This is a genomic window from Chishuiella sp. (assembly GCF_032109125.1).
In the GTDB taxonomy this organism is placed as follows: domain Bacteria; phylum Bacteroidota; class Bacteroidia; order Flavobacteriales; family Weeksellaceae; genus Empedobacter.
Window position 1 is genome coordinate 22,853 of sequence record NZ_DAMCLZ010000012.1, and the last position, 26,527, is coordinate 49,379.

The 26,527-nt window shown below is 28.4% G+C and carries 24 protein-coding genes and 2 tRNA genes; 10 read left to right on the forward strand and 16 right to left on the reverse strand.

The window, feature by feature from the left end; all coding sequences use genetic code 11:
• Window positions 1–6 precede the first annotated feature (6 nt).
• Both RT575_RS12075 and RT575_RS12080 read left to right on the forward strand, forming a co-directional pair.
• On the forward strand, window positions 7–1,533 hold the full coding sequence (locus RT575_RS12075) for a RagB/SusD family nutrient uptake outer membrane protein (RefSeq protein WP_313581168.1): 1,527 nt from the start codon (window positions 7–9) through the stop codon (window positions 1,531–1,533).
• Window positions 1,534–1,634: 101 nt separating this feature from the next.
• Complete coding sequence (locus RT575_RS12080) at window positions 1,635–2,300, forward strand: hypothetical protein (RefSeq protein ID WP_313581170.1); 666 nt, start codon at window positions 1,635–1,637, stop codon at window positions 2,298–2,300.
• Window positions 2,301–2,386: 86 nt separating this feature from the next.
• Here the strand turns inward: RT575_RS12080 and RT575_RS12085 are convergent, their stop codons facing one another.
• The 7 genes from RT575_RS12085 to RT575_RS12115 all read right to left on the reverse strand — a co-directional run bounded on the left by RT575_RS12085 (window position 2,387) and on the right by RT575_RS12115 (window position 8,905).
• Window positions 2,387–3,895, reverse strand: coding sequence for an NAD(P)H-hydrate dehydratase (locus RT575_RS12085; RefSeq protein ID WP_313581172.1), 1,509 nt, complete (start codon window positions 3,893–3,895; stop codon window positions 2,387–2,389).
• Between the two features lie 277 nt (window positions 3,896–4,172).
• Entirely contained in the window at window positions 4,173–5,327 is a 1,155-nt protein-coding gene (locus RT575_RS12090; RefSeq protein ID WP_313581174.1) for an NAD(P)/FAD-dependent oxidoreductase, read from the reverse strand.
• Window positions 5,328–5,348: 21 nt separating this feature from the next.
• Window positions 5,349–6,107 (reverse strand): AraC family transcriptional regulator, encoded by a 759-nt coding sequence (locus tag RT575_RS12095; protein WP_313581176.1) that lies wholly within the window; start codon window positions 6,105–6,107, stop codon window positions 5,349–5,351.
• On the reverse strand, window positions 6,107–7,183 hold the full coding sequence (locus RT575_RS12100; RefSeq protein ID WP_313581178.1) for a methylated-DNA--[protein]-cysteine S-methyltransferase: 1,077 nt from the start codon (window positions 7,181–7,183) through the stop codon (window positions 6,107–6,109). The genes RT575_RS12095 and RT575_RS12100 overlap by 1 nt, the downstream gene beginning before the upstream one ends.
• Window positions 7,183–7,938, reverse strand: a complete 756-nt coding sequence (locus tag RT575_RS12105) for an isocitrate lyase/phosphoenolpyruvate mutase family protein (RefSeq protein WP_313581180.1) — start codon at window positions 7,936–7,938, stop codon at window positions 7,183–7,185. The genes RT575_RS12100 and RT575_RS12105 overlap by 1 nt, the downstream gene beginning before the upstream one ends.
• 78 nt (window positions 7,939–8,016) lie before the next feature.
• Window positions 8,017–8,526: a hypothetical protein gene (locus RT575_RS12110; protein WP_313581182.1), complete on the reverse strand. Its 510-nt coding sequence runs from the start codon at window positions 8,524–8,526 to the stop codon at window positions 8,017–8,019.
• A 28-nt stretch (window positions 8,527–8,554) separates the two neighbouring features.
• Window positions 8,555–8,905 (reverse strand): helix-turn-helix domain-containing protein, encoded by a 351-nt coding sequence (locus RT575_RS12115; protein WP_313581184.1) that lies wholly within the window; start codon window positions 8,903–8,905, stop codon window positions 8,555–8,557.
• Between the two features lie 97 nt (window positions 8,906–9,002).
• Between RT575_RS12115 and RT575_RS12120 the strand changes: the two genes are divergently transcribed.
• On the forward strand, window positions 9,003–9,602 hold the full coding sequence (locus RT575_RS12120; protein ID WP_313581185.1) for a nitroreductase family protein: 600 nt from the start codon (window positions 9,003–9,005) through the stop codon (window positions 9,600–9,602).
• A 48-nt stretch (window positions 9,603–9,650) separates the two neighbouring features.
• On the opposite strand, the gene RT575_RS12125 is transcribed toward RT575_RS12120, so the two are convergent.
• From RT575_RS12125 to RT575_RS12135, 3 genes are all read right to left on the reverse strand, one after another.
• Window positions 9,651–10,106 (reverse strand): GNAT family N-acetyltransferase, encoded by a 456-nt coding sequence (locus RT575_RS12125; protein WP_313385030.1) that lies wholly within the window; start codon window positions 10,104–10,106, stop codon window positions 9,651–9,653.
• 112 nt (window positions 10,107–10,218) lie between these two features.
• The gene (locus tag RT575_RS12130) at window positions 10,219–10,926 is read right to left on the reverse strand and encodes a 3'-5' exonuclease (protein WP_313581187.1); all 708 of its coding nucleotides are present in this window, start codon (window positions 10,924–10,926) and stop codon (window positions 10,219–10,221) included.
• Window positions 10,901–12,100 (reverse strand): serine hydrolase, encoded by a 1,200-nt coding sequence (locus RT575_RS12135; protein WP_313581189.1) that lies wholly within the window; start codon window positions 12,098–12,100, stop codon window positions 10,901–10,903. The genes RT575_RS12130 and RT575_RS12135 overlap by 26 nt, the downstream gene beginning before the upstream one ends.
• A gap of 135 nt (window positions 12,101–12,235) precedes the next feature.
• On the opposite strand from RT575_RS12135, the gene RT575_RS12140 reads away from it, so the two are divergent.
• A complete protein-coding gene (locus RT575_RS12140) occupies window positions 12,236–12,838 on the forward strand; it encodes a superoxide dismutase (RefSeq protein ID WP_313581191.1) in 603 nt (200 codons plus the stop codon).
• A 344-nt stretch (window positions 12,839–13,182) separates the two neighbouring features.
• Here the strand turns inward: RT575_RS12140 and RT575_RS12145 are convergent, their stop codons facing one another.
• Window positions 13,183–14,880, reverse strand: a complete 1,698-nt coding sequence (locus RT575_RS12145) for an ABC transporter ATP-binding protein (protein ID WP_313581193.1) — start codon at window positions 14,878–14,880, stop codon at window positions 13,183–13,185.
• Between the two features lie 210 nt (window positions 14,881–15,090).
• On the opposite strand from RT575_RS12145, the gene RT575_RS12150 reads away from it, so the two are divergent.
• Window positions 15,091–16,512, forward strand: a complete 1,422-nt coding sequence (locus RT575_RS12150) for a hemolysin family protein (protein ID WP_313385037.1) — start codon at window positions 15,091–15,093, stop codon at window positions 16,510–16,512.
• Between the two features lie 121 nt (window positions 16,513–16,633).
• Here RT575_RS12150 and RT575_RS12155 read toward each other — a convergent pair.
• Window positions 16,634–16,706 (reverse strand) — tRNA-Phe (locus tag RT575_RS12155).
• Between the two features lie 238 nt (window positions 16,707–16,944).
• Between RT575_RS12155 and RT575_RS12160 the strand changes: the two genes are divergently transcribed.
• From RT575_RS12160 to RT575_RS12170, 3 genes are all read left to right on the forward strand, one after another.
• On the forward strand, window positions 16,945–18,225 hold the full coding sequence (locus RT575_RS12160; RefSeq protein ID WP_313385038.1) for an outer membrane protein transport protein: 1,281 nt from the start codon (window positions 16,945–16,947) through the stop codon (window positions 18,223–18,225).
• A gap of 35 nt (window positions 18,226–18,260) precedes the next feature.
• Complete coding sequence (gene lptC, locus RT575_RS12165; protein ID WP_313581195.1) at window positions 18,261–18,836, forward strand: LPS export ABC transporter periplasmic protein LptC; 576 nt, start codon at window positions 18,261–18,263, stop codon at window positions 18,834–18,836.
• Between the two features lie 104 nt (window positions 18,837–18,940).
• Entirely contained in the window at window positions 18,941–21,100 is a 2,160-nt protein-coding gene (locus tag RT575_RS12170) for a SurA N-terminal domain-containing protein (RefSeq protein WP_313581197.1), read from the forward strand.
• A 55-nt stretch (window positions 21,101–21,155) separates the two neighbouring features.
• Here RT575_RS12170 and RT575_RS12175 read toward each other — a convergent pair whose 3' ends face one another.
• Complete coding sequence (locus RT575_RS12175; RefSeq protein ID WP_313581199.1) at window positions 21,156–21,506, reverse strand: helix-turn-helix domain-containing protein; 351 nt, start codon at window positions 21,504–21,506, stop codon at window positions 21,156–21,158.
• A 90-nt stretch (window positions 21,507–21,596) separates the two neighbouring features.
• Between RT575_RS12175 and RT575_RS12180 the strand changes: the two genes are divergently transcribed.
• Window positions 21,597–22,229, forward strand: coding sequence for a nitroreductase family protein (locus RT575_RS12180; RefSeq protein ID WP_313385045.1), 633 nt, complete (start codon window positions 21,597–21,599; stop codon window positions 22,227–22,229).
• A gap of 394 nt (window positions 22,230–22,623) precedes the next feature.
• On the opposite strand, the gene pheS is transcribed toward RT575_RS12180, so the two are convergent.
• Both pheS and RT575_RS12190 read right to left on the reverse strand, forming a co-directional pair.
• Window positions 22,624–23,643: a phenylalanine--tRNA ligase subunit alpha gene (gene pheS / locus RT575_RS12185; RefSeq protein ID WP_313581201.1), complete on the reverse strand. Its 1,020-nt coding sequence runs from the start codon at window positions 23,641–23,643 to the stop codon at window positions 22,624–22,626.
• A 74-nt stretch (window positions 23,644–23,717) separates the two neighbouring features.
• On the reverse strand, window positions 23,718–24,833 hold the full coding sequence (locus RT575_RS12190) for an ABC transporter substrate-binding protein (protein WP_313581203.1): 1,116 nt from the start codon (window positions 24,831–24,833) through the stop codon (window positions 23,718–23,720).
• Between the two features lie 137 nt (window positions 24,834–24,970).
• On the opposite strand from RT575_RS12190, the gene RT575_RS12195 reads away from it, so the two are divergent.
• A tRNA-Arg gene (locus tag RT575_RS12195) sits at window positions 24,971–25,044 on the forward strand.
• A 113-nt stretch (window positions 25,045–25,157) separates the two neighbouring features.
• Here the strand turns inward: RT575_RS12195 and der are convergent.
• A complete protein-coding gene (gene der, locus RT575_RS12200) occupies window positions 25,158–26,465 on the reverse strand; it encodes a ribosome biogenesis GTPase Der (protein ID WP_313385051.1) in 1,308 nt (435 codons plus the stop codon).
• Window positions 26,466–26,527: the final 62 nt, after the last annotated feature.

Below are 26,527 nucleotides of genomic sequence, written 5' to 3' on the forward strand. Positions count from 1 at the left end.
GAAAAAATGAAAAAAAATATATTTTTACTATCATTAGTTGCCATGTCATTTACATTTACTGGAGCTTTAACGAGTTGTAGTGATGATGACATAAAATTAGAATCTCCTAATGATATTGATCAATCAAATTTTTATAAAACTGAATCTGATTTTCAGACAGCAATTTTAGGTGTTTATAATGATTTTAGAACTAATGGACTTTATGGTAATACTGGAAGTTCTAATGATATTGTTATTTTAGGTGATTTATTATCTGATAATTTAATTTTTAATCCTTTTGGACGTAGAGGAAACTTCAATGCTTCGAATTGGATTTATACAGGTAATTCAAATGGAACTTCTTTATATGAAAATTCATATAAAATTGTTTCTGATGCTAATTTTTTATTATCTAAAATAGATAATTTACCATCAGACAGTGATGTTAGAAAAAGAGTTACAGCAGAAGCAATTGCTTTAAGAGCAATTGCACATTTTGAAGTAGCTAAATTATTTGCAAAAATACCAACACAATCCGCAGATGCTTCAACATCACAAGGAATTGCATATTTAACTGAATTTAATTTTACAGCAGAACCTTCTAGAGAAGAAAATATAGGATTGGTATATAGTAAAATTATTGCTGATTTAGAGAAGGCTCTACCAAATTTACCTACAGGATATTCTCCTACAGGAAATGGTATATATAGATTAACACAAAATTCTGTTAGAGGAATTTTAGCTAAAGTTTATTTATTTAATGGTAATTATTCAAAAGTAATTGAATATGCTACTCCAGTCGTAAATAGTGTTTCACCTACAAGTAAAGAAAATTTACAAGATTTTTGGAGAAGTATAACTAATGAAGGAGCTTTATTTGTTTTACCTTTTGCAAAACCTAATGATATTGCTATTGGAGGTAATTATAGTCAAGGATTAACTCCAGCAACTTTTAGAGCTGAATATGTTGTAGATAAAGATTTTGCGGAATCTTTTAATCAAGAAACAGAATTAGAACGTTATAATGCAAGTATTATTACTATTACTCAAGAAAATTATGATGAGGAAGGTCCTGTTTACGCCGTAAAAAAATATATGCAAGGTAAAGACGGATATAATGCTGGAGTAAATGATGGACGTTATTTACGAGTTGAAGATGTTATATTAACATTAGCAGAAGCTCAATATTTATCAGGTAACCAAGCAGATGCTTTAACTACTTTAAATATATTAAGAAATGCTAGATACTCTTCATATACAGGAGGTGAATCAGGTGATAATTTATTTGAAGCAATTATAACAGAAAGACGAAAAGAATTATCTTTTGAAAATGGAGATCGCTTCTTTACTCTTAAACGTCTTTTAGGTGTATCTGGAATCCCTGCTAAATACTCTCAAGGTATTCAACGCTCAGGAGAAGGACACAGAGCTGATGGTTCAGGAAACCCTTCAGTTGTTCAAACTCTTCCTGCTAGTTCAGTGAAATGGCAATTACCTGTAAAACAAACGACTTTAAATTTAGATAAAAACATAGGTCAAACAGACGGTTATTAAAATAACATTGCTAAACACTCCTCAGTTGAGGAGTGTTTTTTTATTGTTACTTTTTTTATTTAACATCAACAATATATTACTATATAAAAAATCAACGTTTTATGAAATATTTTATTATAATTTTAGTCCTCTTTACTAACCTAGAAACTCAAGCTCAAGAAAATACAACTAAGATGACTACAGGTTTTTTTGGCGTTGAAGTAAAAAATCATTTAAAAGAAATAAAAGGTACACCGTATCTTGATGATAACTACTCCATTTATACAATTTCTGGCGCTAAAGTAAATGATATAAAAATGTTGAGATACAATCACTATTCTGATCAAATGGAATATCTAGACAACGGAGTTTTATATGATTTGAATAAAATTAATAAAATGGAAATATTCTTAAAGAAAAGTAATAAGAAATATATTTATGAAAATTACTTTGATGGCTCTACAACAGAATATGGTTTTTTAGAATTATTAGTTTCAGAAAAAAACATAAATTTATATAAAAAGGTACGCGTAGTTTTAAGTGATAGAATTGATAAGAAAGATTTAACTGATGTAGGAAAAGTTATACAAGAATATACTCCATTAAAACCACAGTATTTCTTAAATATAGAAAAAGAAAAAATTATTAGTATCCCTCAGAAAAAAACAGATTTTATTAATTTATTTGATAATCAATTAATAAAAGAATTTATAAAAAAAGAAAAAATACAACCCAACAAAGAAGCAGATTTAGTCAAACTTATTAAATATATTAGTAATTTAAGCTAATTAAAAATACACTATTAGAATTTTTTTTAATAAACAAAAGAAGGTTGTCATTAATGACAACCTTCTTTTGTTTTTAACTAGATTTTTTATTTTCCCAAAAACATATAACTTTCAGATAAATAGTTTGATATATCTGAAGCTATTAAGGAATGTGGGTGAATGTTTTTTATGGCTAAATCTCCAGCTAAACCATGTAAATAAACGCCTAAAATACAAGCTTCGTGAGAAGAATATCCTTGTCCTAAAAGTGATGCTAATATTCCAGAAAGAGTATCTCCAGATCCTGCAGTTGCCATTCCCCAATTACCTGTAGAATTAAAATAACATTCTCCAGTTGAGAGAACACTTGCTGTATATGCACCTTTTATAATGATGTTTATTTGATATTGTTTTGCAATTTCTTTTACTTTTTCAATTTTTTCAAAATCATTATTCCATTTTCCTATTAATCTTTCTAATTCTTTTGGATGTGGAGTTAAGATAGATTCCTTGGGAATAATTGCAAACGGATTTTTCTGTTTTGATAAAATGTTTAATGCATCAGCATCAATAACAAAATTTTTATTTGGAATATTTTTAAAACAATATAAAATTGCATTTTCAGTTTCTGTATTCTGACCAATTCCCATCCCGATTGCAACAGAATTATATAAAGATAAATCAGGAATTTCTGTAATATCATTTTCTGCTTTATCAGTAATACACATAACTTCAATAAGAGTTGATTGTACAATGTTATAGCCACATTTTGGAACATACACAGAAACTAATCCACTTCCTGTTTTCAATGCTGCTTTAGCACTTAAAATTGGAGCCCCGATTTTTCCATAACTTCCCCCAATAATCAACGTATGTCCAAAATTACCTTTGTGAGAAAATTTAGAAATCGGTTTCAAAATGTTTTTGATCATTAATTGATCAGCATAAAAATAATTTGATGAATAGGCTTCTCTAATATCTTTATCCAAATCAATAGTTAAAATGGTAAAGTCCTTTAAGTAGTTTTGAGAAGATGGAAATAGTAAAGCAAGTTTTGGGATTTCAAATGTAAGAACTAAATCAGCTTTTATACATGGAAAATTCTCTTGCATAGCAAAATCGGATAGAAAACCAGAAGGTAAATCTATACTTATAATTTTATAAGGTTTAGATTTTTGTATTTGTAAGAATATATTTTGCCAATCGTCATCTAATTTCTTATTGAAACCTGTACCAAAAATAGCATCTATAATTACACTTTTATTATCAATATCTATTTTATCATGAATGGTAAAAAATGAAATTTTAATTCCTAAATCTTTTAATAATTTTTGATTTTGAAGATTATCAATAGAATAACTTTCAGCTTTTAATAAGAATACTTTTACATTAAATTTTTTCCCGGAAAGTAATCTTGCAATAGCCAAGCCATCACCTCCATTATTTCCTTTTCCACAAAAAATATTAAATGATATATGAGAAGATTCAACGTATGATAAAATATATTCTGTAGCTTTTAAAGAAGCTCTTTCCATAAGATCCCATGATGATATATTTTGTATTGCTATCGTCTTTTGATTTAATTCTCTTATTTGTGCTGAAGAAAGAATTTTCATTGTTTTGATAATTTTTGTCTAAATAAATTTAGTCATTATTACTTAATAAAGATTCTTTTCTAATAGTAGTTAATCGAAATTGTTTAAACTATTTTTTGAATAATCTCTCTATAATTCATTTATTATTAGTCATTCATTTGCAATAGTGATTGAAGCGACATCCTTTTTAGATTGGTCATTCATTTCGATTTTGCTCAATGACCAATCTAAAAAGATATAGCGAGAAAGCACGGTGCGAAGCAATTGCCCAAGAAAAAATAAATATAATTTTAAAAGTTTAAACAGTTTTATTATTAAAAAAATCTAACATAAATGATAAAGCATTTTTATTGTGCATTTTTTCTCCATTATCCAATGATAATTGTGTTATTTTTAAAGATCTTTTTCTCATCTTTATTTCATATTCTTGGAACAAACTATTTTCTGAAATAAGATTTTCGCTTAACTCTAAAGCATCTAACATCGCCATGTTAACTCCTTCTCCTGCAAAAGGAGGTATTACATGAGCAGCATCACCTATAATAGTTAAATTTGGTTGAGTTATCCAATTCTGGTCTAACGGCATATAGCAGATTGGACGAGGAATTATAGGTTGCTTTGCATTGATTAATAACTCTTCCCAAATTTTGAAATTCCAATCCTTATATTCTTTTTTGAACCAATGGGTTAATTGTTCTTTGTCATTAAAATCGATTTTGTGAGAAGAAAAATAATTCTCTTCTATTTTGAGACTTATGTAAAATCCTATTGTATTATTTGCTTTCTGACCTATCATTATATTCTTACCATTTCCAAAAGCCATAATTTTACCACCTTCTAAAAAGGAATTAACAATAGGTGAATTAATAGTTGCATTAGAAATATTACCTTCTAACATTGTTATTCCAGAATAAATAGGTTTAGTAGGTGTTAAATAAGAACGAATTTTTGAATTTGCACCATCAGCACCTATAACAATATCTGCATAAACAGAATCTTTATTTTCGAAATTTAATGACCAACCATTTCCCTGTTTACTCATTGAAAGAAAATGGCTATTCCATACAACTTTATTTTTATTTAAAGAGTTTAATAATATTTCTCTTAATGCTCCTCTATCAATTTCTGGTCTAAAAGATGGATTTTCAAAATTTTCTTCAAGCTTTTTATTATGATCATTAAAATGAATGGTACCGTTTTTACCCATAATTTTTAATCTATCTGCTCCAAGCATATAATTCTTCTTGAATTCCTCTAATAATCCTGCTTGTTTTATTGCAGCCAATCCAGATTCTTCATGTAAATCTAGTGGAGCTCCTTGTGGGCGAATATTTTCATTTAAGTCACGTTCATAAACTTTCACACTTAAACCTTTCACTTGTAATAGTCGCGCAAGAGTTAATCCTCCTGGTCCTCCACCTATGATAGCAACTTTTTTATCCTGTATTTTCATTTTGTTTATTTTATAACAAAATTACTTTAGTGGAATTACTGAAAATTGTATAAATCGGTCGTTTTCATTTTTTTTCAATTCTTTTGGAGAAACACCAGCTAGTTTTTTAACCTCTTTAATAAAATGAGATTGATCTGTGAAATTTTGTTGAGGAAATAATTTTCCTTTTTTTATATGTTCAAATGAAGCTTTAAAACGTAATATTTTATTATATTTTTTCAAAGAAATTCCAAATCTTTGATTAAAGTAACGATTAATTTGCCTCTCACTCCATGATACTTCTTCAGAAAGTTCTTTTATACTTATTTCTCCATTGTTATCATAAATTAATTTAAATAGTTTTTCTTTTCTATTATCGATTTTTTCTGGAAGATGTTCTTTAATTTTAGAAATAGATTTTTTACAAAAAGAATTAAAATCATTTAGATCTTCTTCTTTAAAATTCCAGAAGTTTACTGGAAGATAAGTTGCATCATCTATAATATTAGCTATAGAATCATGAAAAATATATTCTATAGAAAGTAACTTAAAACTAATTGCAAAGATAATTGTATTGGCTTGTAGAGTTACTGTTTGAGGATAGGTTTCTAGACCTGATCGTACAATCCTAAAATTATCTTTAGAAGAGCGAGAAATAGTAAAATCAACTCTTCCATCAGGCATTATAACAATCTCTTTATCTTTAGAAGAATTATTTTTTATGAACCAAAAACTTTCTACAAAATCTGAAATAGATTCATCAGGTTGTTTTATTTCATAATTAATTTCGAGGTTATCCATTAGTAAATCTTTAATTGATAAGGAGCTGATTTTTTTTCTTCATGTTCTAATAACCATTTTTTACGTTCTATTCCTCCACCATAGCCAGTCATCTTTCCATCTTTCCCAATTACTCTATGGCAAGGAATGATAATTGAAATTCTATTATGCCCATTGGCAGAGGCTACAGCTCTTATTGCTTTTGCATTATTTAATTTTTCTGCTTGTGTTTGATAACTTACTGTTTTTCCATAAGGTATATCTTGAAGGATAGTCCAAACAGAATTCTGAAAATCTGTTCCTGGAGTTACAAGTTTTACTGTAAATTCCTTTCTTGTACCATTAAAATATTCATCTAGTTCTTTTTTAGCTAATTTTATATGGTCATTTTCTCCAGTAACAATAACTGCATTCAATTTATTCTGTAGATCTTTAAATTCCGTTTCTAGCATTTTTCTATCAACAAATTCAACTAAACAAATTCCATTTTCTGTCGCACAAATAAACATTGGACCAATTGGAGTTGTGTGTCTACTTATTAAAATTACTGTTTTATCTTCACTATTTTTAGGTGAATTTCCCATAATTTTTTTAAATGTATAACCAAAACCACTTAATGATTCATAACCAGAATCAAACGCTGTATTTGTTGTGTTTTTTCCGTTTTTTAATTCCTGAAATGCACTATTTATTCTATACATTCTCTGGAAAGTTTGATAAGTTATACCATAGTTTTTTTTGAACCATCTTCTTACAACTTCAGGGCTTATACCAATCTCTCGTAATTGATAATCCTTTATTTTTTGCTTTGGATTATCTTTTACTAACTGAATCGCAGTTTCTATTTGTTCAGGTGTTTCATTTGCATTTTCTGTCGGTTTGCAAATTTTACAAGGTCTGTAACCATTATCTAAAGCATCTTTAAAAGAACTAAAAAATTCTACATTTTCTTGCTTAGGTTTCCTAGCTCTACATGTTGCAATACAAAAAACAGATGTTGTTTTTACGCCAACAAAAAAAATACCTACAAAGCTTTGTTCTCTATCCACCAAAGCTTTGTAGTATTCATTTATTTTATGTTTATCTGTTATTAACATTAAAATATAGATTTAAACGATTTGTTTATTAAAACATCATTTTCTAATTCTTTGAAATTCTGGTACATTTTATCAAATAAAAAATTTCCCATACTTATTCTCTTTACACCTAAATTTTTTAAAATTTCGAAATCAGGGAGATTAGGCAAGCACATTACATTAATTGGTAATCTTGTGTAATTTACAATTTCTTGTATATCTTCTAAATTCTCTATACAAGGTACAAAAATTCCATCAGCTCCTGCTTTAGTATATAAATCTATTCTTTTTTTTGTTTCATCTATAACATTAGGAACTCCAAGCAAAAATGTATCTGTACGAACATTCATAAAAACATTTTTATTTTCTGCCCTAAGTATAGTTTTTATTTCTAATAATTGCTGAGCAAATTTTTCTGCATTTATCAGTTCTCTTTTTTCATTTACCTTACTATCTTCTATATTAATTCCAACAATTCCTAAATTAACTAATTTGATAATATTGTTGGCTATAGTATCTGTATCATCAGAATATCCAGATTCGATATCAACAGATAATGGAAGTTGAGTAGTTGCACGAATACGTTTTACCATATATTCTAATTCGGAGAAAGACATATCTTCTCCATCATTATAACCAAAAAGAGATGCTATTGCTGCACTTGATGTTCCTATTGCCTTAAACCCTAATTCCTCTGCAATTTTTGTACTTGGTATATCCCAAACGTTTGCTATAAGTAAAGGGTTATTTTGTTGATGTAATTCTGTAAAGTTCATTTGTTTTATTTTTTTATACAAAAGAACAACTGAACGAGACTATTTAGCAACCGAAAATTGGACGAGTATTTTTTTATTTTATAAAAACTTATTTTCGAATAATTTAAATAGAATAGCAATAATTAAGGCTACTATTAATAAAGGAATATTTTTATTTTTTCGATTAATACGAAACAATTCTCTGAATACTTTTTTTACTTTTTCTTTATCAAAAATCAGTATTATTATAATTAATAATTGGTAATAAATAGCTGTATTTAATGCTTTTATCTCATATAAATAATCTTGTAAAATTATATTAGAAAGTAGAATAGTAAGTAGTATACAACCAAAAATTCTTGTTCTATTAAACAATAAAAATAAACCTCCTATCAATTCGCATATTCCAATAACAATAGGATAAGTTGCAGAATAAGAGTAGAAAGACCACATTAATTTGTGTCCTTCGGATAAACCAGAGTTATTATTTATAGGGAAAGATTCAAATTGAAATGGTTTTAAAATTCCATAGATAATCATAGAACTAGAGGAAATAAAAATTATAATCCAATAGATAATATAAGTTAATTTTTCTTTTATTGTTTTCATTAAAATTTAGTGGATAACCAATTTACAATTAATTTCCTACAATAGTTATTTTGTCATTGGTTTGTATTGTTTCATCTCCCCAATTAGCAATAGCATGTAATAACGGGATTAATGTTTTTCCAAATTCAGTTAATTCATAATCTACTTTTAGAGGAGGTTTTGTTGTATAAACAGTACGTTTAACCAAACCATCCGCTTCCAGCTCTTTTAATTGTAGGCTAAGTGTTCTTTCAGAAATATTAAGACACGTTTTTCTTAGCTCACTGTAACGTTTTTTCTCTATTAAGTGGATTAGAATTACAGCTTTCCATTTTCCCCCAATATACTTCATTGTTATACTTGTACTACAAGGATATGTTTTTTCATCTAAACTATACATCAGCTACTATCATTTATGACCGTTATTGCAAATATATTAAACTTAAATTAGTTTTGTAACTATAAAAATTACAGTATAAAAATAAAATAATAAACGTATGAATTTTTTAGAGTTAGCAAAAAAAAGGTATACAACAAAAAAGTATGCAAGTGATCGTAAAATTTCTGATAAAGAAATTGAAGAATTAAAAGAAATTCTTCAACTTAGTCCATCTTCAATTAACAGTCAACCATGGAAATTTATTTTTGTTTCTGATTATGATATGAAACAAAAATTAGCTGCAGCATCTTCTTTCAATGGAGAAAAAATAAACGATGCAAGTCATGTCGTTGTTTTTAGTGCATTAGATAATATAGAACTATTCGAAAAGCAAATAAAAGAATATTTACCAGAAGGAAATATTAATTATTATTTCACGAATGTGAAAGCAAAAGGGGAAGCATTTACAAAATCTTGGTTACAACACCAAGTCTATCTTTCTTTAGGATATTTTCTTTCTGCTTGTGCAAGCCTTGGTATAGATAGTACTCCAATGGAAGGAATTTCAAATGAAGAATTTGATGAGATTTTAGAATTAAAAGATTATAAAACATTATTTGCTGTGGCTATAGGATATAGAAATCCAGAAGATACTAATCAGCCAAATATTACATCAAAACAACGTTTACCAATAGATCAAGTAATTCAATCCATTTAAAAAATAAAAAACTACATTATTTTAGATAATGTAGTTTTTTTTATAAAATTATTCTGTTAATAATTTTTCAAAACAAATGCTACTTTCTTCAGAAGCATATTGTCCGTAATTCGGAATTACAACAAAATTATTTTTTTTATAAAGTCCAATTGCCTCAATCATTTTATCTCCAGTTTCTAAAACACATTTCTGATAACCTAATTCTTTCGCCCAAACTTGTAATTCTTTTAAAATTTGACCAGCAATTCCTTTTCCTCTACATTCCAATGGAACAAACATTCTCTTAATTTCCATTGTTCCATCTTCATATTCTTTCATTGCACCACAACCAACAACAACATCATTGTCATAAGCGAGTATAACATTTTTGATGAGGTCAATTTTGTTGTACTGAGCAAAAAAATCATTTTTTTCGCCATTTTTTGCAGCTAAATCTTTGTCAAGCTCAATAACTAATTTCTCAAAATCAGGATGATTAGAATCTGTTCTTACTAATTTATTCATTGTTTTTTATTGTTTTGGGCGACCGGGCAGGCTTTTCATTTCAATCTTTTATAAAAATAACTCAGTTATTTTTATAAAAGGATTTCCACTACAATCCTTGTCGCATTTTAAGTTAAATATCTTCTTTTCGTTGCAAAGTAGTATCATATCTCAGTTTTCTGAATACATTGATTAATGTTATAACATCTTTTTCGCAATAATCTTTTATTCTTTCTAAGTTGTTTTCGTTGTAATAAACATGAGCAACCTGTGAGCCATCAATATCATCTTTTGGAGTAGGAATGTCTAAAACATTAGCCAGTAAATCAAGCGATGTATAGTTCTTATAATCACCAAATTTCCACAACTCCATTGTATCTAAATGTTGTATTTCCCATGGTTTTTTACCAAACAATTGTAAAATGGAAGGAATTTCAACTTGGTTAATAATCATTCTTCTTGCGATGTATGGAAAATCAAATTCTTTTCCATTGTGCGCACATAATATATGGTCAGGTTTAAAAAAGTTTTCAATCAAAAGCGTATTAAAACCTTCAAGAATTTTTCGTTCGTCATGTCCGTAAAAACTTTTTATATGTATAAAAGAATCCTTTACAATAATTCCGACAGAAATACATATAATTTTACCAAACTCTGCCATTATTCCAGCACGTTCATGATAAAATTCTTCAGGAGAAATTTCGTTATTATTTCGTTGAAAATTAGTTTTCTTTTCCCACAAAGTTTTTGTTCTATCAGGTAATAGATTCCAATCGTCTGTTTGTGGAACAGTTTCTATATCTAAAAATAAAATTTTATTGTAGGGTATTCGTTGTATCATTTTCTTTATTATTTATTCGCATTGCTTCATCAACCAATCGGTAAATATCTCCATCTTTTAGAGGATTATTTTTTGGTGTGTCATTATGGGTTTCTCCTGTTCTTACAATAACTAAATTTTCATTTGGAACAATTATAATTCGTTGTCCTAAATGTCCTAACATTGCATAAAAAGGCGTTTTGTAGTTATAGTCCATCCAAATAGAGTAACCGTATGTTTTATTCTCGTTTGTAGCAAATGCTTTAGTGTTTGGAGTAATCATTTTTTTCACGAAATCAGCATCAAGAATTTGTTTTCCATACCAACTTCCTCCATTTAGTAAGAGTTGTCCAAGTTTTGCATAATCCCTTGCAGAAGCATTAAAACAACAATATGTTTTTTCCATTCCGTTTGGATTATCTTTTGACCATTGGGCATCTAATTCCATTCCCATTGGTTGCCAAAATTCTTCCTGAAAATATTGTGATAATGATTTATTTTTTATAGCTCGTTGTATAACAATACCGAGTAGTTGTGTGTCACTCGATTGATATTTAAAATGTTGTCCTGGTTTAGAAACAAACTTTCTGTCTAACATTTGTTTTACTATATCATCACCGTAATAAGCTTTTGCAGTTGGGTTTAAAGGGAAATAATAATTTTCATCCCAGTCATATCCAGATGTCATTGCAGATAAATCACCAACAGTACATTCAGCGCCAAATTTATCATCTTTAAATTCAGGTAAAAAATCTATAATTTTTTGATCTAAACTTTTTATGTAACCTTGTTCAATAGCTTTTCCTAAAAGCATTGTCGTGAAACTTTTTGCCATAGAGAAAGAATTGGTAATACTATTTTGTACATAACCGTTAAAATAATATTCACTTAATAGTTGATTGTCTTTTATGATAATAAAGCTAGAAGATTTATAATCATTCATTTCTTTTTCAAAATTTTTTGACAATGGAAATTCATTATAATTGATATGATTCTGCCATATTCGTGGAGCACCTGCCAAAATAACATTATTATCAAAATCTTTATAATCATTAATATTTGCAGTTTTTAAACCTTTAAGATAGGTTAACTTAACTCCTCTAAAAATATAACTATTTCCTGTAGCATAAAGAATTAAGATTATTGTACAGATAAAAATAATGAACCATTTGATGATTTTCCAAGCTATTTTCATTTCTATAATTTTTTAGATTTTACTAAAATAAGATTTTACTATTAAATATTGTTAAAAAATCTATAGCTTCGGAATTATTTTTGCTTAAATATCCGTATATTTATAAAAATAAATAAATCTAAAAAAATAAATATTATGGCTTTTGAATTATCAAAATTACCTTATGCATTTGATGCATTAGAACCTTATATTGACGCAAAAACAATGGAAATTCATCATGATAAACATCATGCTGCTTATACAAATAACTTAAATGCTGCAATTGAAGGAACAGATTTAGAAAATGCTACAATTGAAGAAATTTTAGCTAAAGGAACAGATAAACCAGCTGTACGTAACAACGGAGGTGGTTTTTATAATCACAACTTATTCTGGGAAATTTTAACTCCTGGAGGAAGTAAAGAACCTACAGCAGAAGTAGCAGAAGCTATTAACGCTGCTTATGGATCTTTTGAAGCTTTTAAAGATGAATTTTCTAAAGCTGCTGCAACTCGTTTTGGTTCAGGATGGGCTTGGTTAATCGTAAAAGATGGTAAAGTTGTAGTAACTTCTACTCCAAACCAAGATTCTACATTAATGCCAGTTGCTGATGTACAAGGTTTTCCTATTTTAGGATTAGATGTTTGGGAACATGCTTATTACTTAAACTACCAAAACCGTCGTCCAGATTATATTGAAGCTTTTTTCAGTGTAATTAACTGGGATAAAGTTGCTGAAAGATTTGCATCTGCAAAATAAGAAAGTAATAGACTTTTAAATATAAAAAAATGGATTGAATATTTATTCAATCCATTTTTTTATTGAAGTTGTTTGTATTATCTATTTTAAAAAATCTCTACTCATGGTTTTTAGTATGTAATTTATTTATCCTTCATTTGCAATAGTGATTGAAGCGACATCCTTTTTAGATTGGTTGTATCTAATTGGTTGTATTTGAATTCGATTAATATACAAGTCGAAATACAATGACAAATCTTTAAAATGTAACAACCAATTTAAAAAGATATAGCGAAAAAGCACGGCCTAAAGGGATTGCCCAAAGAAATAAATATAATTTTAAAAAGCTAAAATATTTCTATCATTTATATTTTTGGAATAGCTTCAATAAGTTCTTTGGTATAGCTTGTTTTTGGATGTAAATAAACTTCATCAGCATCATCTAATTCTTTCATTTCCCCATGTTGCATTACTAATAATTGATCACTCATGTATTTTACAACAGCCAAATCATGCGATATAAAAATGTAAGTGAATCCAAATTCAGATTTTAAATCATTCAATAGATTTAAAACTTGTGCCTGTACAGAAACGTCTAATGCAGAAACAGATTCATCACAAATAATAAATTTAGGGTTCAATGCCAAAGCTCTTGCAATTCCTATACGTTGTCTTTGTCCGCCCGAAAACTCATGTGGATATTTTCTAAGATCAAGAGCAGATAATCCAACTTTTTCTAATAAGTCGGAAGCTTTATTTAATCGCTCTTTTTTTGAATTTCCAATTTTATGAACCTCCATTGGTTCTGTGATTATTTGAGCAACTGTTTGTCTTGGATTTAAACTTGAATAAGGGTCTTGAAAAATAATTTGTATTTCTCGTCTTAGTTTTCTTATTTCTTCCTTTTTTAATTTTGTGATATCTATACCATTAAAATATATTTCTCCTTCTGTGGGTTTTTCTAACAGTAAAACAGTTCTGCTTAAAGTTGTTTTCCCTGAACCAGATTCACCAACCAATCCCATTGTTTCTCCTGGATAAACTTTAAATGAAATATCATCAACAGCTTTTACACTTGGCATTGATGATTCTCCAAAAAAAGCAGATGAATAAAAATATTTTTTTAAATTCTTGACTTCTAAAATAGGAGCAGAAGAATAAATTTTTTCATGAAATTTAGTTCTTGCTTCACTTGTATAAATTTTTGTTTTAAAATCAGGATTTTCTAAATAATCTTTTACAGTTGGTAAACGTATAGTTCTTTCATCTAAACGAGGTCTACAAGCAATTAGTCCTTTGGTATAGTTTTCTTTAGGATGGTTAAAAATTGTATCAACATTTCCTTGTTCAACAACGTTTCCTCTAAACATAACAAGAACTTCTTCGCAAATATTTGCAATCACACCTAAATCATGAGAAATAAATAAAACGCTCATGTTGTGTGATTTTTGTAAATCCTTTAGTAAATCTAATGTAGCCTTTTGTACTGTAACATCTAATGCTGTTGTAGGTTCATCGGCAATTAGTAATTTTGGCTCACAAGAAATAGCCATAGCAATCATAACACGTTGTTTTTGACCTCCAGATAATTCATGAGGAAAAGCATTATATATACGTTGCGGATTAGGTAATTTAACTTGCTTGAATAGAGAAATGACTTTTTTTTCGGCATCTTTTTTCGAAAGTTTTAAATGCAAACGAACAGCTTCAGCAACTTGTTCACCACAACGAATACTTGGATTTAGAGATGTCATAGGTTCTTGAAAAATCATTCCAATTTCATTTCCTCTTATTTCCTCTAATTCTGTTTTAGATAGTTTTAATAAATCAATCATTTTATTGTTATGACGAAATAAGATTTCACTTTCTTTATGTATTTTAGCTAAAGGATTTAATAAACCCATTATAGCTAAAGAGGTTAAAGATTTTCCCGAACCAGATTCACCAACAATTCCTAAAGTTTCCCCTTTTATAACATTAAAATTGATAGAATTTAAAACTTTTTTTTCACCAAATGAAATAGAAAGGTTCTTAACTTGTATGATATAATCTAAATTTTGCATTTAATTTCTAAGATTGAAATAGTTTCGAAATTTACTAAAATTTTCAATTCTTTTTTGAAAATCAGTTAATTCTTAAATTTCATATTGATAAATTTTATAATTTTGCATTAAATCAAAGCATTGTATTTTTAAAATTATTTATTAATTTAGATGTAATGATTTACTGGTCATAAAAAAACTTATAACAAAGCCAGTTATTAAATTCAAAGAATGGATACATACTCCCAGATTTCGACATTGTTTTTAGTTGCTAATCACAATGTCGCCGACGAGATATCTGTAGCAAAACTTTTGCTTACAGTATTTCTTGTATTGTTAAATGGTTTTTTTGTTGCAGCTGAGTTTGCAATTGTAAAAGTCCGATCATCTCAAATTGAGGTTAACCAAGATATTAATGAAAGAACATCAAATGCAGCAAAATTAATTGTAACGCATTTAGATTCTTATCTTGCAGCTACACAGTTAGGTATTACATTAGCTTCTTTAGGATTAGGTTGGGTAGGAGAAAGTTCTCTTACTCCTGTAATTGTTAAGCTTTTTGAAGTTATTGGTTTAACTTCTCCATCTTGGGTGACAATTGCCCATAATGTTGCATTTCCTGCAGCATTTGTAATTATAACAATTTTACATATTGTTTTTGGAGAGTTAGCACCTAAATCGCTAGCAATTCAATACCCTACAAAAACTACTTTTACAGTAGCTTGGCCATTACGTATTTTTTATTTCATTTTTAAGCCTCTTATTATGTTGATGAATGGTTTGGCAACTGTAATTCTTCGTGCTTTTGGAGTTCATCCTATTCATGGTGGTGATATTCATACAGAAGAAGAGTTAAAGATGATTATTACTGAAAGTACTGAAGGTGGAGCTATTGGAGAGTCAGAAAGAAATCTAATTCAGAATGTTTTTGAATTTGATGATAGACGAGTAATGAATATTCAAACGCTACGAAAAAATGTTTCTGCGATTAATATTAATACAAAAGTAAAAGACGCTTTAGATTTTGCGATTAACGAAGGTTATTCTCGTTATCCAGTTTATGAAGAAGAGTTTGATAATATTAAAGGAGTTATTTATGCAAAGGATTTAATAAAGCAATTGTTAGAAAATCCTAACCAAACAGATATAGCAGGGTTATTAAGAGAACCAATTTTTATTTCGGAAAATGCACTTATTAAAAATGTAATGAAGCAATTTCAGAAGAAACATATGCAAATTGCTATTGTTACAAATGAAGTTGGAGAAGTTGCAGGGATAGTTTCTATGGAAGATATTTTAGAAGAATTAGTAGGGGAAATTCAAGATGAATATGATAATGAGGATCCTATTGTTTCGAGAATATCAGAAGGGGTTTATAATGTTAATGCACATAATGCTATTAGTGATATTAATAGGCTTATGCCTTTTAAATTTGAAGAAAGTGAACATTATGATACTTTAGCTGGATTAATTTCTGAATATTATCCTGATAAGGAGCTTATGGAAGGGGATTTAATAGATTTAGAGCATTATTCTGGTACAATAATAAAAATGTATCGAAATTCTGTTGAACAAATACAATTAAAGGTAAAAGATGAATTAATTGAGAATTTACTTGATGATTCAGATTTTGCTAAAGAAGATGAAAATTAATTAGGTATCTAAAAAAAATATTTTATAATCCGAAAATTTAAGAATTTTCGGATTTTTTTATTTCGAAAAATAAAAAAGAATAAATAAAAAAAACCTCAAGCATTGCTTGAGGTTTTAGCAGTGGTGCCTCCAGGAATCGAACCAGGGACACAAGGATTTTCAGTCCTTTGCTCTACCAACTGAGCTAAGGCACCGCCTTAATTGTGATGCAAATATAGAACGAAAATTCATATCTCCAAACCTTTTTTTAAATATTTTTTTTAGTAAAATGTTATCTCATTCATTTACCGTGAAATAAAATTGAAAATTCTTTAAAAAAAAGTGTTTTTTATGTTTTAATAGATAATTAACAGCTCATTTTTGTAATCAAATTTTTCCAATTCATAACAAATCATCATATTTGCGTCTTAGAATTCTATTATAACATTCATAATGAAGTGGATTATTTGCAGTTTATCGCTTTTAAGTGTGGTAACAATTAAAGCCCAGAACGTATCAGTATCCCCTTATTCGGCCTACGGATTAGGAGATCAAATGTTTGATAATAATACTGAACAAGGAGGAATGGGAGGAATCTCAACAGTTCCAACAAATCCTTTTGGTCAAAGTGCTAATTTCTCTAACCCAGCAGCGAATCAAAATTTACGCATGACAAATTTTAATGCTAGTGCAAGTGGAGCAAATTATAATTTTAAATCAACATCAGATAAACAAAGCGCTGGTCGATTTAATGTTTCTAATATATCATTAGCATTTCCTGTAGGAAATAAAGGTAGTTTTGGTTTAGGTTTTCAGCCTTACACTGGTTTAGGATATGATATTCAAAATACAAGTGAAAAAAATAATGTTTCACAAACTAGTCAATTAAAAGGTAATGGAGGTCTTAATAGTATTCATGCTTTTTACTCTAGAAACTTAGCAAAAGGCTTTTCTTTAGGTTTACGTGTTAATTATTTATTTGGAGAGTTGACTCGTCATGAGGTATTAGCTATAGATGGAGCTAGTTTAGCAGTAGATTATAGTAATAAATCTAATTATAGAGGTGCTCAATTTACTTTAGGTTCTATGTATGCAAAAAAAATAGGTAAAGTTCATAATCTTAATATTGGAGCAACTTATACAGTAGGAACTAATCTTAGAACAGATTATACTGATTTAACTACTACATATACATATGTAGGAACTACTCAGTCTTCTTTAGATACTATTTCAATTGCTAGAAATAGTAATGCAAAAACAAAGCTGCCTCAAACTTTTGCTTTAGCTACATCTTATTCTAAAGATAATACTTGGTCTATTGCATTTGAAGCGAAGTATAATACTTGGTCAGATTTTAAACAACCTTATTTAAGTAATAATACGACTTCGTTAAGCACTAAGTATAAAAATAATGTAAGATTGGCTCTTGGAGGATATTGGGTTCCAAACTTCAATAGTTATAAAAGTTATTTAGATCGTGTAACATATCGAGGTGGAATATATTATCAATCTGCACAATATTCTATTTATGGTACAGATATAGATTCTTACGGAGCATCAATTGGATTAGGATTACCTGTTGGTAAACAAAATGATGCATCTATGATGAATATTTCATTAGAATACAACGAAAGAGGAAAAACAAAAAATAACTTGATAAAAGAAAATTATATCGGAATCAAGATAGGTTTTGATATTAATGATATTTGGTTTAGAAAAAGAGTTATTGATTAATTTTGGATCAAGAGAATATAAAAAATAAAAAAAAAATGAATAAAAGTGTATTTAAAATATCGAATATGTTTTTCGGTTTTTTATGCATTTTTATTCTTCTTTTTTCTTGTAACAAGGGAAATCCAAATACGTTAAAGAAAAAAGTTGTATTTCCTAACCGAACATTGATTCATGCAAATATAATTACTAAGGACTCTGGTCGAATAACCGCTAATGTACATTCTCCGTTAATTGAGGAATACACAACGGTTGATTCACCTTATACGGTTTTTAGAAAGGGACTTCATCTAAATTTTTACCAAAAGGGACAAGAAAAACCAGGTTATTTTCAGGCAAATTGGGCTAGATTAAGTGATGCTACGGGTATTTATGAGGGGAGAGGAAATGTAATAATAGTAAATGAAAAAGGTGATTCGTTGAAAAGCGAACAAATATTTTGGGATAAAAAAAGAAAAACAGTTTATACATCAAAAGTTGTTTATTTAATAAGTAATAAAGGTGATTCTTTGAAAGCTAGTAATGGTTTGCAAGGGACGGATGATTTAGAAAATTATACTTTATTTAATAATCAAGGTTACATGTATGTTGACGATAAGGATCAAAAATTTTAAAAATCATTAAAAAAAGGTTATTCTTGTTACATCTTCTATTTTATTTTTCAATGTATTGTCGTATTTTCGCCACCTAAATATAGAAATAACATTAAAAAAAAATAATGGCAGTTTTAGGAGAAATTCGTAAAAAAACTTGGCTTGTCTTTGTTGTAATCGGACTTGCAATGTTAGCTTTCGTTGCAGGAGATTTATTCGGAGAAAACTCAAGAATAAAACAATTATTCACAGGAGATCCGTCTGTAGTAGGTAAAGTTAATGGTGAGCCTATTGGTATTGCTGAATATCAAAGTGCATATGATGCTACGCAAAAAATGTACGAAAATCAAGGTCAGTCTGCTACTCCAAATCAGATTGCACAACAGACTTGGAATAGCTTAGTTAGCCAAAAAGTATTAAAACAACACGCTGAAAAATTAGGCTTAAAAGTTGCTGATGATGAATTTTGGAATTATGTTGCACAAAACTTTGGAATGTCTTCTGGTGCTGAAGCTCAACAACAGATAGCTCAATTAGAGGCGAGTGCTGCTACTAATCCTGAAGCTCAACAACAGTTTAGAGGTTGGTTACAAACTTCAGAACAAATAAAATTACAGTTATTGTCTCAAAAGTATTTTAGCTATGTAATGGCAGGAACAGCTGTAACGAATAAAGAAGCTGATATTCAACAAGCATTTAATATTTCTAATGCAAATATTCAATATGCTTTTGTAGATTATGCTAGTTTAGCTAAAAAATTAAATGTAAAAGTTACAGATGATGAAATTTCAGCCTATGAAGCTAAATTTCCAAAGTTATTTAAAGCAGAAGGTCTAGTGAAATTAAGCTATACATATTTTCCTGCAGGAGCATCTGCAGCTGATCAAGCTGTTGCTGATGCTAACATTAGAAAATATTTATCTACACAAATCATTCATGATGATGTTAATAATGTTACTGATACTATACAGGCATTTGGAGCAACGAAAAATGATTCAATTTATGTAACTCAAAATTCAGAAAAACCATTTATATCTAATTATTTTACTAAATCTGAATTAGAGCAAGCTCAATTAGGTCCTGAAGCAACAAATTTCTTAAAGACAGCTGCTATTGGCCAAGTAGGAGGTCCATTTAAAATTGGAAATACGTATCAGTTATATAAGCTTTCTAAAGCTAAAGAAGTTAAAGATTCAGTAAAATCGAGTCATATATTGATTACTTTCCAAGGAAGTAATGCTTCTAATCCTATAAAAAGAACGAAAGAAGAAGCTAAAAAATTAGCAGAGCAAATATTAGCACAAGTAAAGTCAAATCCATCTTCATTTGGTGAATTAGCATCAACAAAATCTGATGATAAGTCTTCAGCAGTTAAAAATGGAAGTATTGGTTGGGTTGGTAAAAACAATCAATTAGATCAAACTTATAATGGATTTATTTTTTCAAAACCAGTAGGTACTGTTGATATGGTAGAATCTCAATTCGGATACCATATTATAAAAGTTGAAGATGCTAAAAATAAGACTGCTTATCAAGTTGCTAACATTGTTAAGACAATAGAACCATCTAAAGAAACAACAGAAAAAGCATTTACAAATGCTAGAACTTATGTTCAAAATGTTGAGAATAAATCATTGAATGATTTTAAAAATATAGCTAAAAAGTCTGGTTATTTAAATAATACAACAGAAGGAATAGAACGCTATGCATCTATAGGACAAGATATTCCTAATGATCAAGATGCAGATATTTTAAAATGGGCATTTGATAAAAAATCAGAAGTTGGAGCAACAAACTTATTTACATCTACTACAGGTGATTATATTGTAGTTCATTTAGTAGAAAAATTTGATAAAGGTTTAGCAAATCCAAGTGTTGTTCGCCAGTATGTAGAACCAGTATTGATGCATGAAAAAGTAGCAAAATTGGTTGATGAACAAGTTGCAAATGGAGGTTTAAACGCTTTCGTATCTAAATATGGAGCTAAAAAAGGTAATGCAACAGTTAATTTTTCTAATTCTAATTTAGATGGAGTAGGTTTAGAACCTAAAGTTGTTGGGGCTGCTTTTGGAGTAAAAGTGAACCAATCATCTAAAGCAATTGCTGGTAATGCAGGTATTTTCTATATTATTCCTGTTGCTCAGCAAATTGAAAAAAATCAGAAAGGAACAATGATATTAGAGAACTTAAACCGTCAATTACAAGGTGAGTTTCAACAGACATTATTACAATCACTGATTCAAGCTGCTGATGTAGTTGATAATCGTGGTAGAGCTTTAAGATAATAGAAAGTTTAATTTCAAAACTATAGCCATCAAAATTAGAATTTTGATGGCTTTTTTATTTATTAATAATTTTTTTACGATGATTTAGTCCCCAATTGGCAATAACTTGTGTTAATTCTTTTAAAGAAGCTCCATATTCTGTAATTTCATATTGTACTGAAATTGGTTTAGATTGAAGTACTTTTCTTTCAATTAAAAGGTTCATTTCTAAATCTTTTAATTCTCGACTTAAAACTTTTCCAGAAATCCCTTTTACCTCTCTTAATAATTCTGAATATCTCATGGACTTATAGCATAAACACGCTATTATAGAAACTTTCCATTTTCCATTTAAAACATCCATCGTGTCGTGAATAGCAAGTATTGTCTGTCCACATTCTTTTATTATATGATTATCTTCATTCATGCTGGTTACCTAAATGTCACTATTACTTTTTGTCACAAAGTTACAAAAGGATATAATAACTAGTTAAATTTGCTGTAACAAAATAAATAAATGATGGATTTAATACAAGATCTTAATTGGAGATATGCAACAAAATCTTACACAAATAAAATTGTTTCAGATGAAAAAATAAATTTTATATTAGAAGCAATAAATTTAACTGCATCATCTTGTGGGCTGCAACCTTATAGAATTTATTCAATTAGTAATAAAGAGTTACAAGAGAAGCTTGGAAATAATTCTTTTAATGAACAAATATCAACATCCTCTCACTTACTTGTTTTTGCAGCTTATAATAAAGTAACAACAGAGCATGTAAAAGACATGATTAATTTGATGGCAAGTGAGAGAAATATTTCTAATGACTCGCTTAAAGGTTTATTTGATATGATGGATTCTTATTTTAAAAGTAAATCAGATGAAGAAAATAGAAATTGGGCAGATAAGCAAGCTTACATTGCATTGGGTACAGCTCTCATTGCTGCTGCCAATCAACGCTTAGATTCAACACCTATGGAAGGATTTGATTCAAAAAATTTTGATAATATATTAGAACTTGATAAACAGGATTTACATACATCTGTTATTCTTTCTGTAGGGTATAGAGATGAAGAAAAGGATTATTTATCAAAGACTAAAAAAGTTAGAATATCAATTGATGAAATGGTAAAGAAAGTTGATTAAAAAGTATTTTCTTTGTAATAATAAAACCTGTTATTATAAAATTGATTTTATAGAATAAGATAAATTCTTTCACTACGTTTTATTATTTGTAAATCTTCTATAGCAAAATTTTTTTTCAAAGAAAAATTAGTTATAATACTATACTAAAGATTCGTAGATGATAGTTTTGGTATTTAAATAATAGTTTTGGTATTGATGGTAAGATGGTATTGAGTTCAAAAAAATCTTTAATTTATATTTTTAGATGCTTTTTTAAGAGTAAAGACTTATTTGAATTAATTACTTTATTGTTTTTATTTACTGTTGAGATTATTGAAATATAAAATTTAAAAAACTTTTATATATAAAAAGAGGTTTACATTTGTAAACCTCTTTTTATATATATTATTGATTGTTAAAATAATTTTGATTTGAATTGCTCTAAGAAACGTTTATCATTCTCCGTATATAATCTGATATCTCCAATTTGATATAATAATAACGCAATACGCTCTATACCCATACCAAATGCATAACCAGAGTATTTCTCCGGATCTATATCAACATTACGTAATACATTAGGATCAACCATTCCACACCCCATAATCTCTAACCATCCAGTTCCTTTTGTCATACGATAATCAGTTTCGGTTTCTAATCCCCAATACACATCAACTTCTGCTGATGGTTCAGTGAATGGAAAATAAGAAGGACGTAAACGTATTTCAGACTTTCCGAATAATTCGGTTGTAAAATAACTTAATGTTTGTTTTAAATCAGCAAAAGAAACACCCTCGTCAATGTAAAGACCTTCTATTTGATGAAACATCATATGAGAACGTGAAGATATTGCTTCGTTACGATAAACTCTTCCTGGTGCTAAAAATCGCATAGGAGGTTTATGAGTTTCCATATGTCGTATTTGTGTAGAAGAAGTATGAGTTCTAAGTACAATATCTGGATCTTTTTCTATGAAAAAAGTATCTTGCATATCACGTGCGGGGTGATATGTAGGTAAGTTTAATGCTGTAAAATTATGCCAATCGTCTTCAATTTCTGGTCCTTCTGATACACTAAAACCAATTCGATTAAATATTTCTATAATTCGATTTTTAGTAATATTAATTGGATGACGAGATCCTAAAGAAAAAGGTTCACCTGGTTTAGTTAAATCTAATGAAGAATCTGAATGACCTTCATTTAAAATATCATTTTTAAGAGTTGCAGATTTTTCTGTTGCTAATGTTTTTAATTCATTTACAACTTGACCAAATTCTTTTTTTTCTTCGTTTGGAACTGATTTGAATTGTGTAAATAAATCAGTTAAAATTCCTTTTTTTCCTAAAAATTTAATTCTGAATTCTTCAATTTCAGACGCATTAGTTGAATGAAAGTTTTTTACTTCCTCAATATATTTTTTGATTTGGTCAATCATAATTTCCGATCAATTTGATTACAAATTTAACAGTTAATAGGCTTATAACAAATTATTCTATGATTTTTATATTCTTATTTTAATTGTTGATAAAAATATAAAGTATAATTAGGGAATAATTCTGGATAAAATATTTTCCCAAGATCATTTAAAACAATATCCGGTCTTATAATTCCTTGTTCAAAATAATCGTTCGAACCTTTAGCATTTATGCGTTTATTGTATGCATAAACATTTCCTTTTTGATAAGCATCAAACCAAGTATAATTAGTATTTGTAGCTTTCATTTCTGATAATGAGTTTACATTTGAAACATTTATCCAATACACCGCATTTTTTGCTTTTTTATATACTTCTTCAAATGTTAAGCTAAAGCTATTTGTACCTTGATAATCATTAAAAATATAATTGCCTTTTGCATCATTAATTAATTTAGCTTGAAGTAAATCTTTCGATGGTAAATACCAAACATCTCCGTACATTGTATTTACAAGTGTTGATACATTTCCTTTTCTATTAATTTGAATGATATTTTTGATAGAGTCATATCTTTCCGTAATTAAATCTACAATTATATTAGCTCTTTCATTTTGATTAAATAATTTTCCAAAAACTTTTAAATATTCAACCTGACCAATAGGTTTTTGTTCTTTGTATTCGTCTAAATATAAAATTTTTATTCCATTTTGTTCTAACTGTTGATGGTATTTAGCTAAAACAGGATTAGAATTTGCTATAATTAGTTGAGGCTTATTTTTAAGAATTAGTTCTATATTTAATTCATTTGAATTTCCTATTTCTAAAATTGATTTGTTATTAATTGCTTGCTGAATTTTAGGATTATATATAAAATTTGCATCTGTAACACCTTTTATAAATTTAAGAAGACCTAATTTATCTAGGTATGTGACAGCTGAAGACGTTTCTACCATTACATTTTTAATGGGTAAATCTTTTTTATCAAATGATAATTCGTTCCCATTTGTAGAAATTGAAATTATTTTTTCACTTTCATTAATTGAGATATTTTTTGCAAAATGAAAAACATCGTTTCGTATGACTTTTTTTTCATTGTTTTCTTTCTTACAACTATTCAATAAACTGATGCAAATAAATAAATAGAGAATTTGTTTTATCATAAACCTAGTAAATTTAATGATTACAAGATAATCATTTTCTGTTTTTTTCAATAAAAATGTTTTTAAATTGTTGATTGTTTGTGTATTATAATTTATTCTGAAAAAATACGTAGAAACAGTAGGAAAATAAATAAAAATAGCTTTATATTTGCATTCGAAAATAAGGAAATATATTTCTTTTTTGAAATGGCCGAGTGGCGCAACTGAATAGCGCACTTGATTACGGCTCAAGAGGTTACAGGTTTGAATCCTGTCTCGGTCACAAAATGCTCAGTGTCTTACGCTGAGCATTTTTTAATGAATATTAAATTCTATTGTTAGTTATTCAATAAAAAAGTCCATCTACATATTGTAAATGGACTTTTTGGTTATTGATTATTTCTTTCTAAAATAAACTTCAATAGGAACACCTTCAAAATTAAATTCCTTTCTTAATTGATTTTCTATAAATCGTTTATAAGGATCTCTAATGTACTGTGGTAAGTTACAGAAAAATGCAAACTGAGGAGTTTTTGTAGGTAATTGTGTTACGTACTTAATTTTTATGTATTTACCTTTTACAGCAGGTGGAGGAGTGATTTCGATAATCGGTAATAAAATTTCGTTTAATTTACTTGTTTTAATACGACGACTACGATTCTCGTATACCTCAATGAAAGTATCTACAGCTTTTAAAACACGTTGTTTTGTTAAAGCAGAGATAAATAAAACAGGAACATCAGTAAATGGAGCAATACGACGAAGAATTTGGTCTTTGTATTCCTTCATAGTATTTGTTTCTTTTTCTAGTAAATCCCATTTATTAATCAAGATAACAACCCCTTTTCTGTTACGTTCAGCAAGATAAAGTATATTTAAATCTTGAGCTTCAATTCCTCTCTCAGCATCAATCATTAATACACAGACATCACATTCTTCAATAGCTCTTACAGAGCGCATAACAGAATAGAATTCTAAATCTTCGCTAACTTTACCTTTCTTACGCATTCCAGCTGTATCAACTAAAACAAACTCATGTCCAAACTTATTATATAAAGTTTCGATTGAATCTCTTGTTGTACCAGCTATATCAGTAACAATGTTACGTTCTTCTCCTAAAAGAGCGTTAATTAAAGTAGATTTTCCAGCATTAGGACGACCTACGATCGTAATTTTAGGTAAACCTTCAAATGGATCAATATGATCTTCTTCAGTGAAAGAATCAACAACATCATCCAGTAATTCACCAGTTCCACTACCACTCATGGCAGCGATTGTGTACATTTTATCGAATCCTAAGTTATAAAACTCATAAGAATCTTCAATGTTTTTGTTGGTATCGACCTTATTAACAACTAAAAATGTAGGCTTTTTAGTGCGTCTTAAAAGGTTGCCAACTTCCTTATCCATATCCGTTAAACCAATTTGGTTATCAACCATAAACAAAATAACATTTGCTTCGTCGATAGCTAACTCAACTTGTTTACGAATTTCTTCTTCAAAGGTATCATCAGAACCAACGACATACCCTCCGGTATCGATAACAGTAAACTCTCTTCCATTCCAATCAGATTTTCCGTAATGACGATCACGTGTAACACCAGAAGTGTCATCTACGATAGCTTGTCTTTTTTGTATTAAACGATTGAAAAAAGTAGATTTACCAACGTTTGGTCTTCCTACAATTGCAACTATATTTGACATTTTGCAAAGGTAAACTATTTGATTAATATTTTTATATTAATTTTTTGATAGTTAAAGTTTTG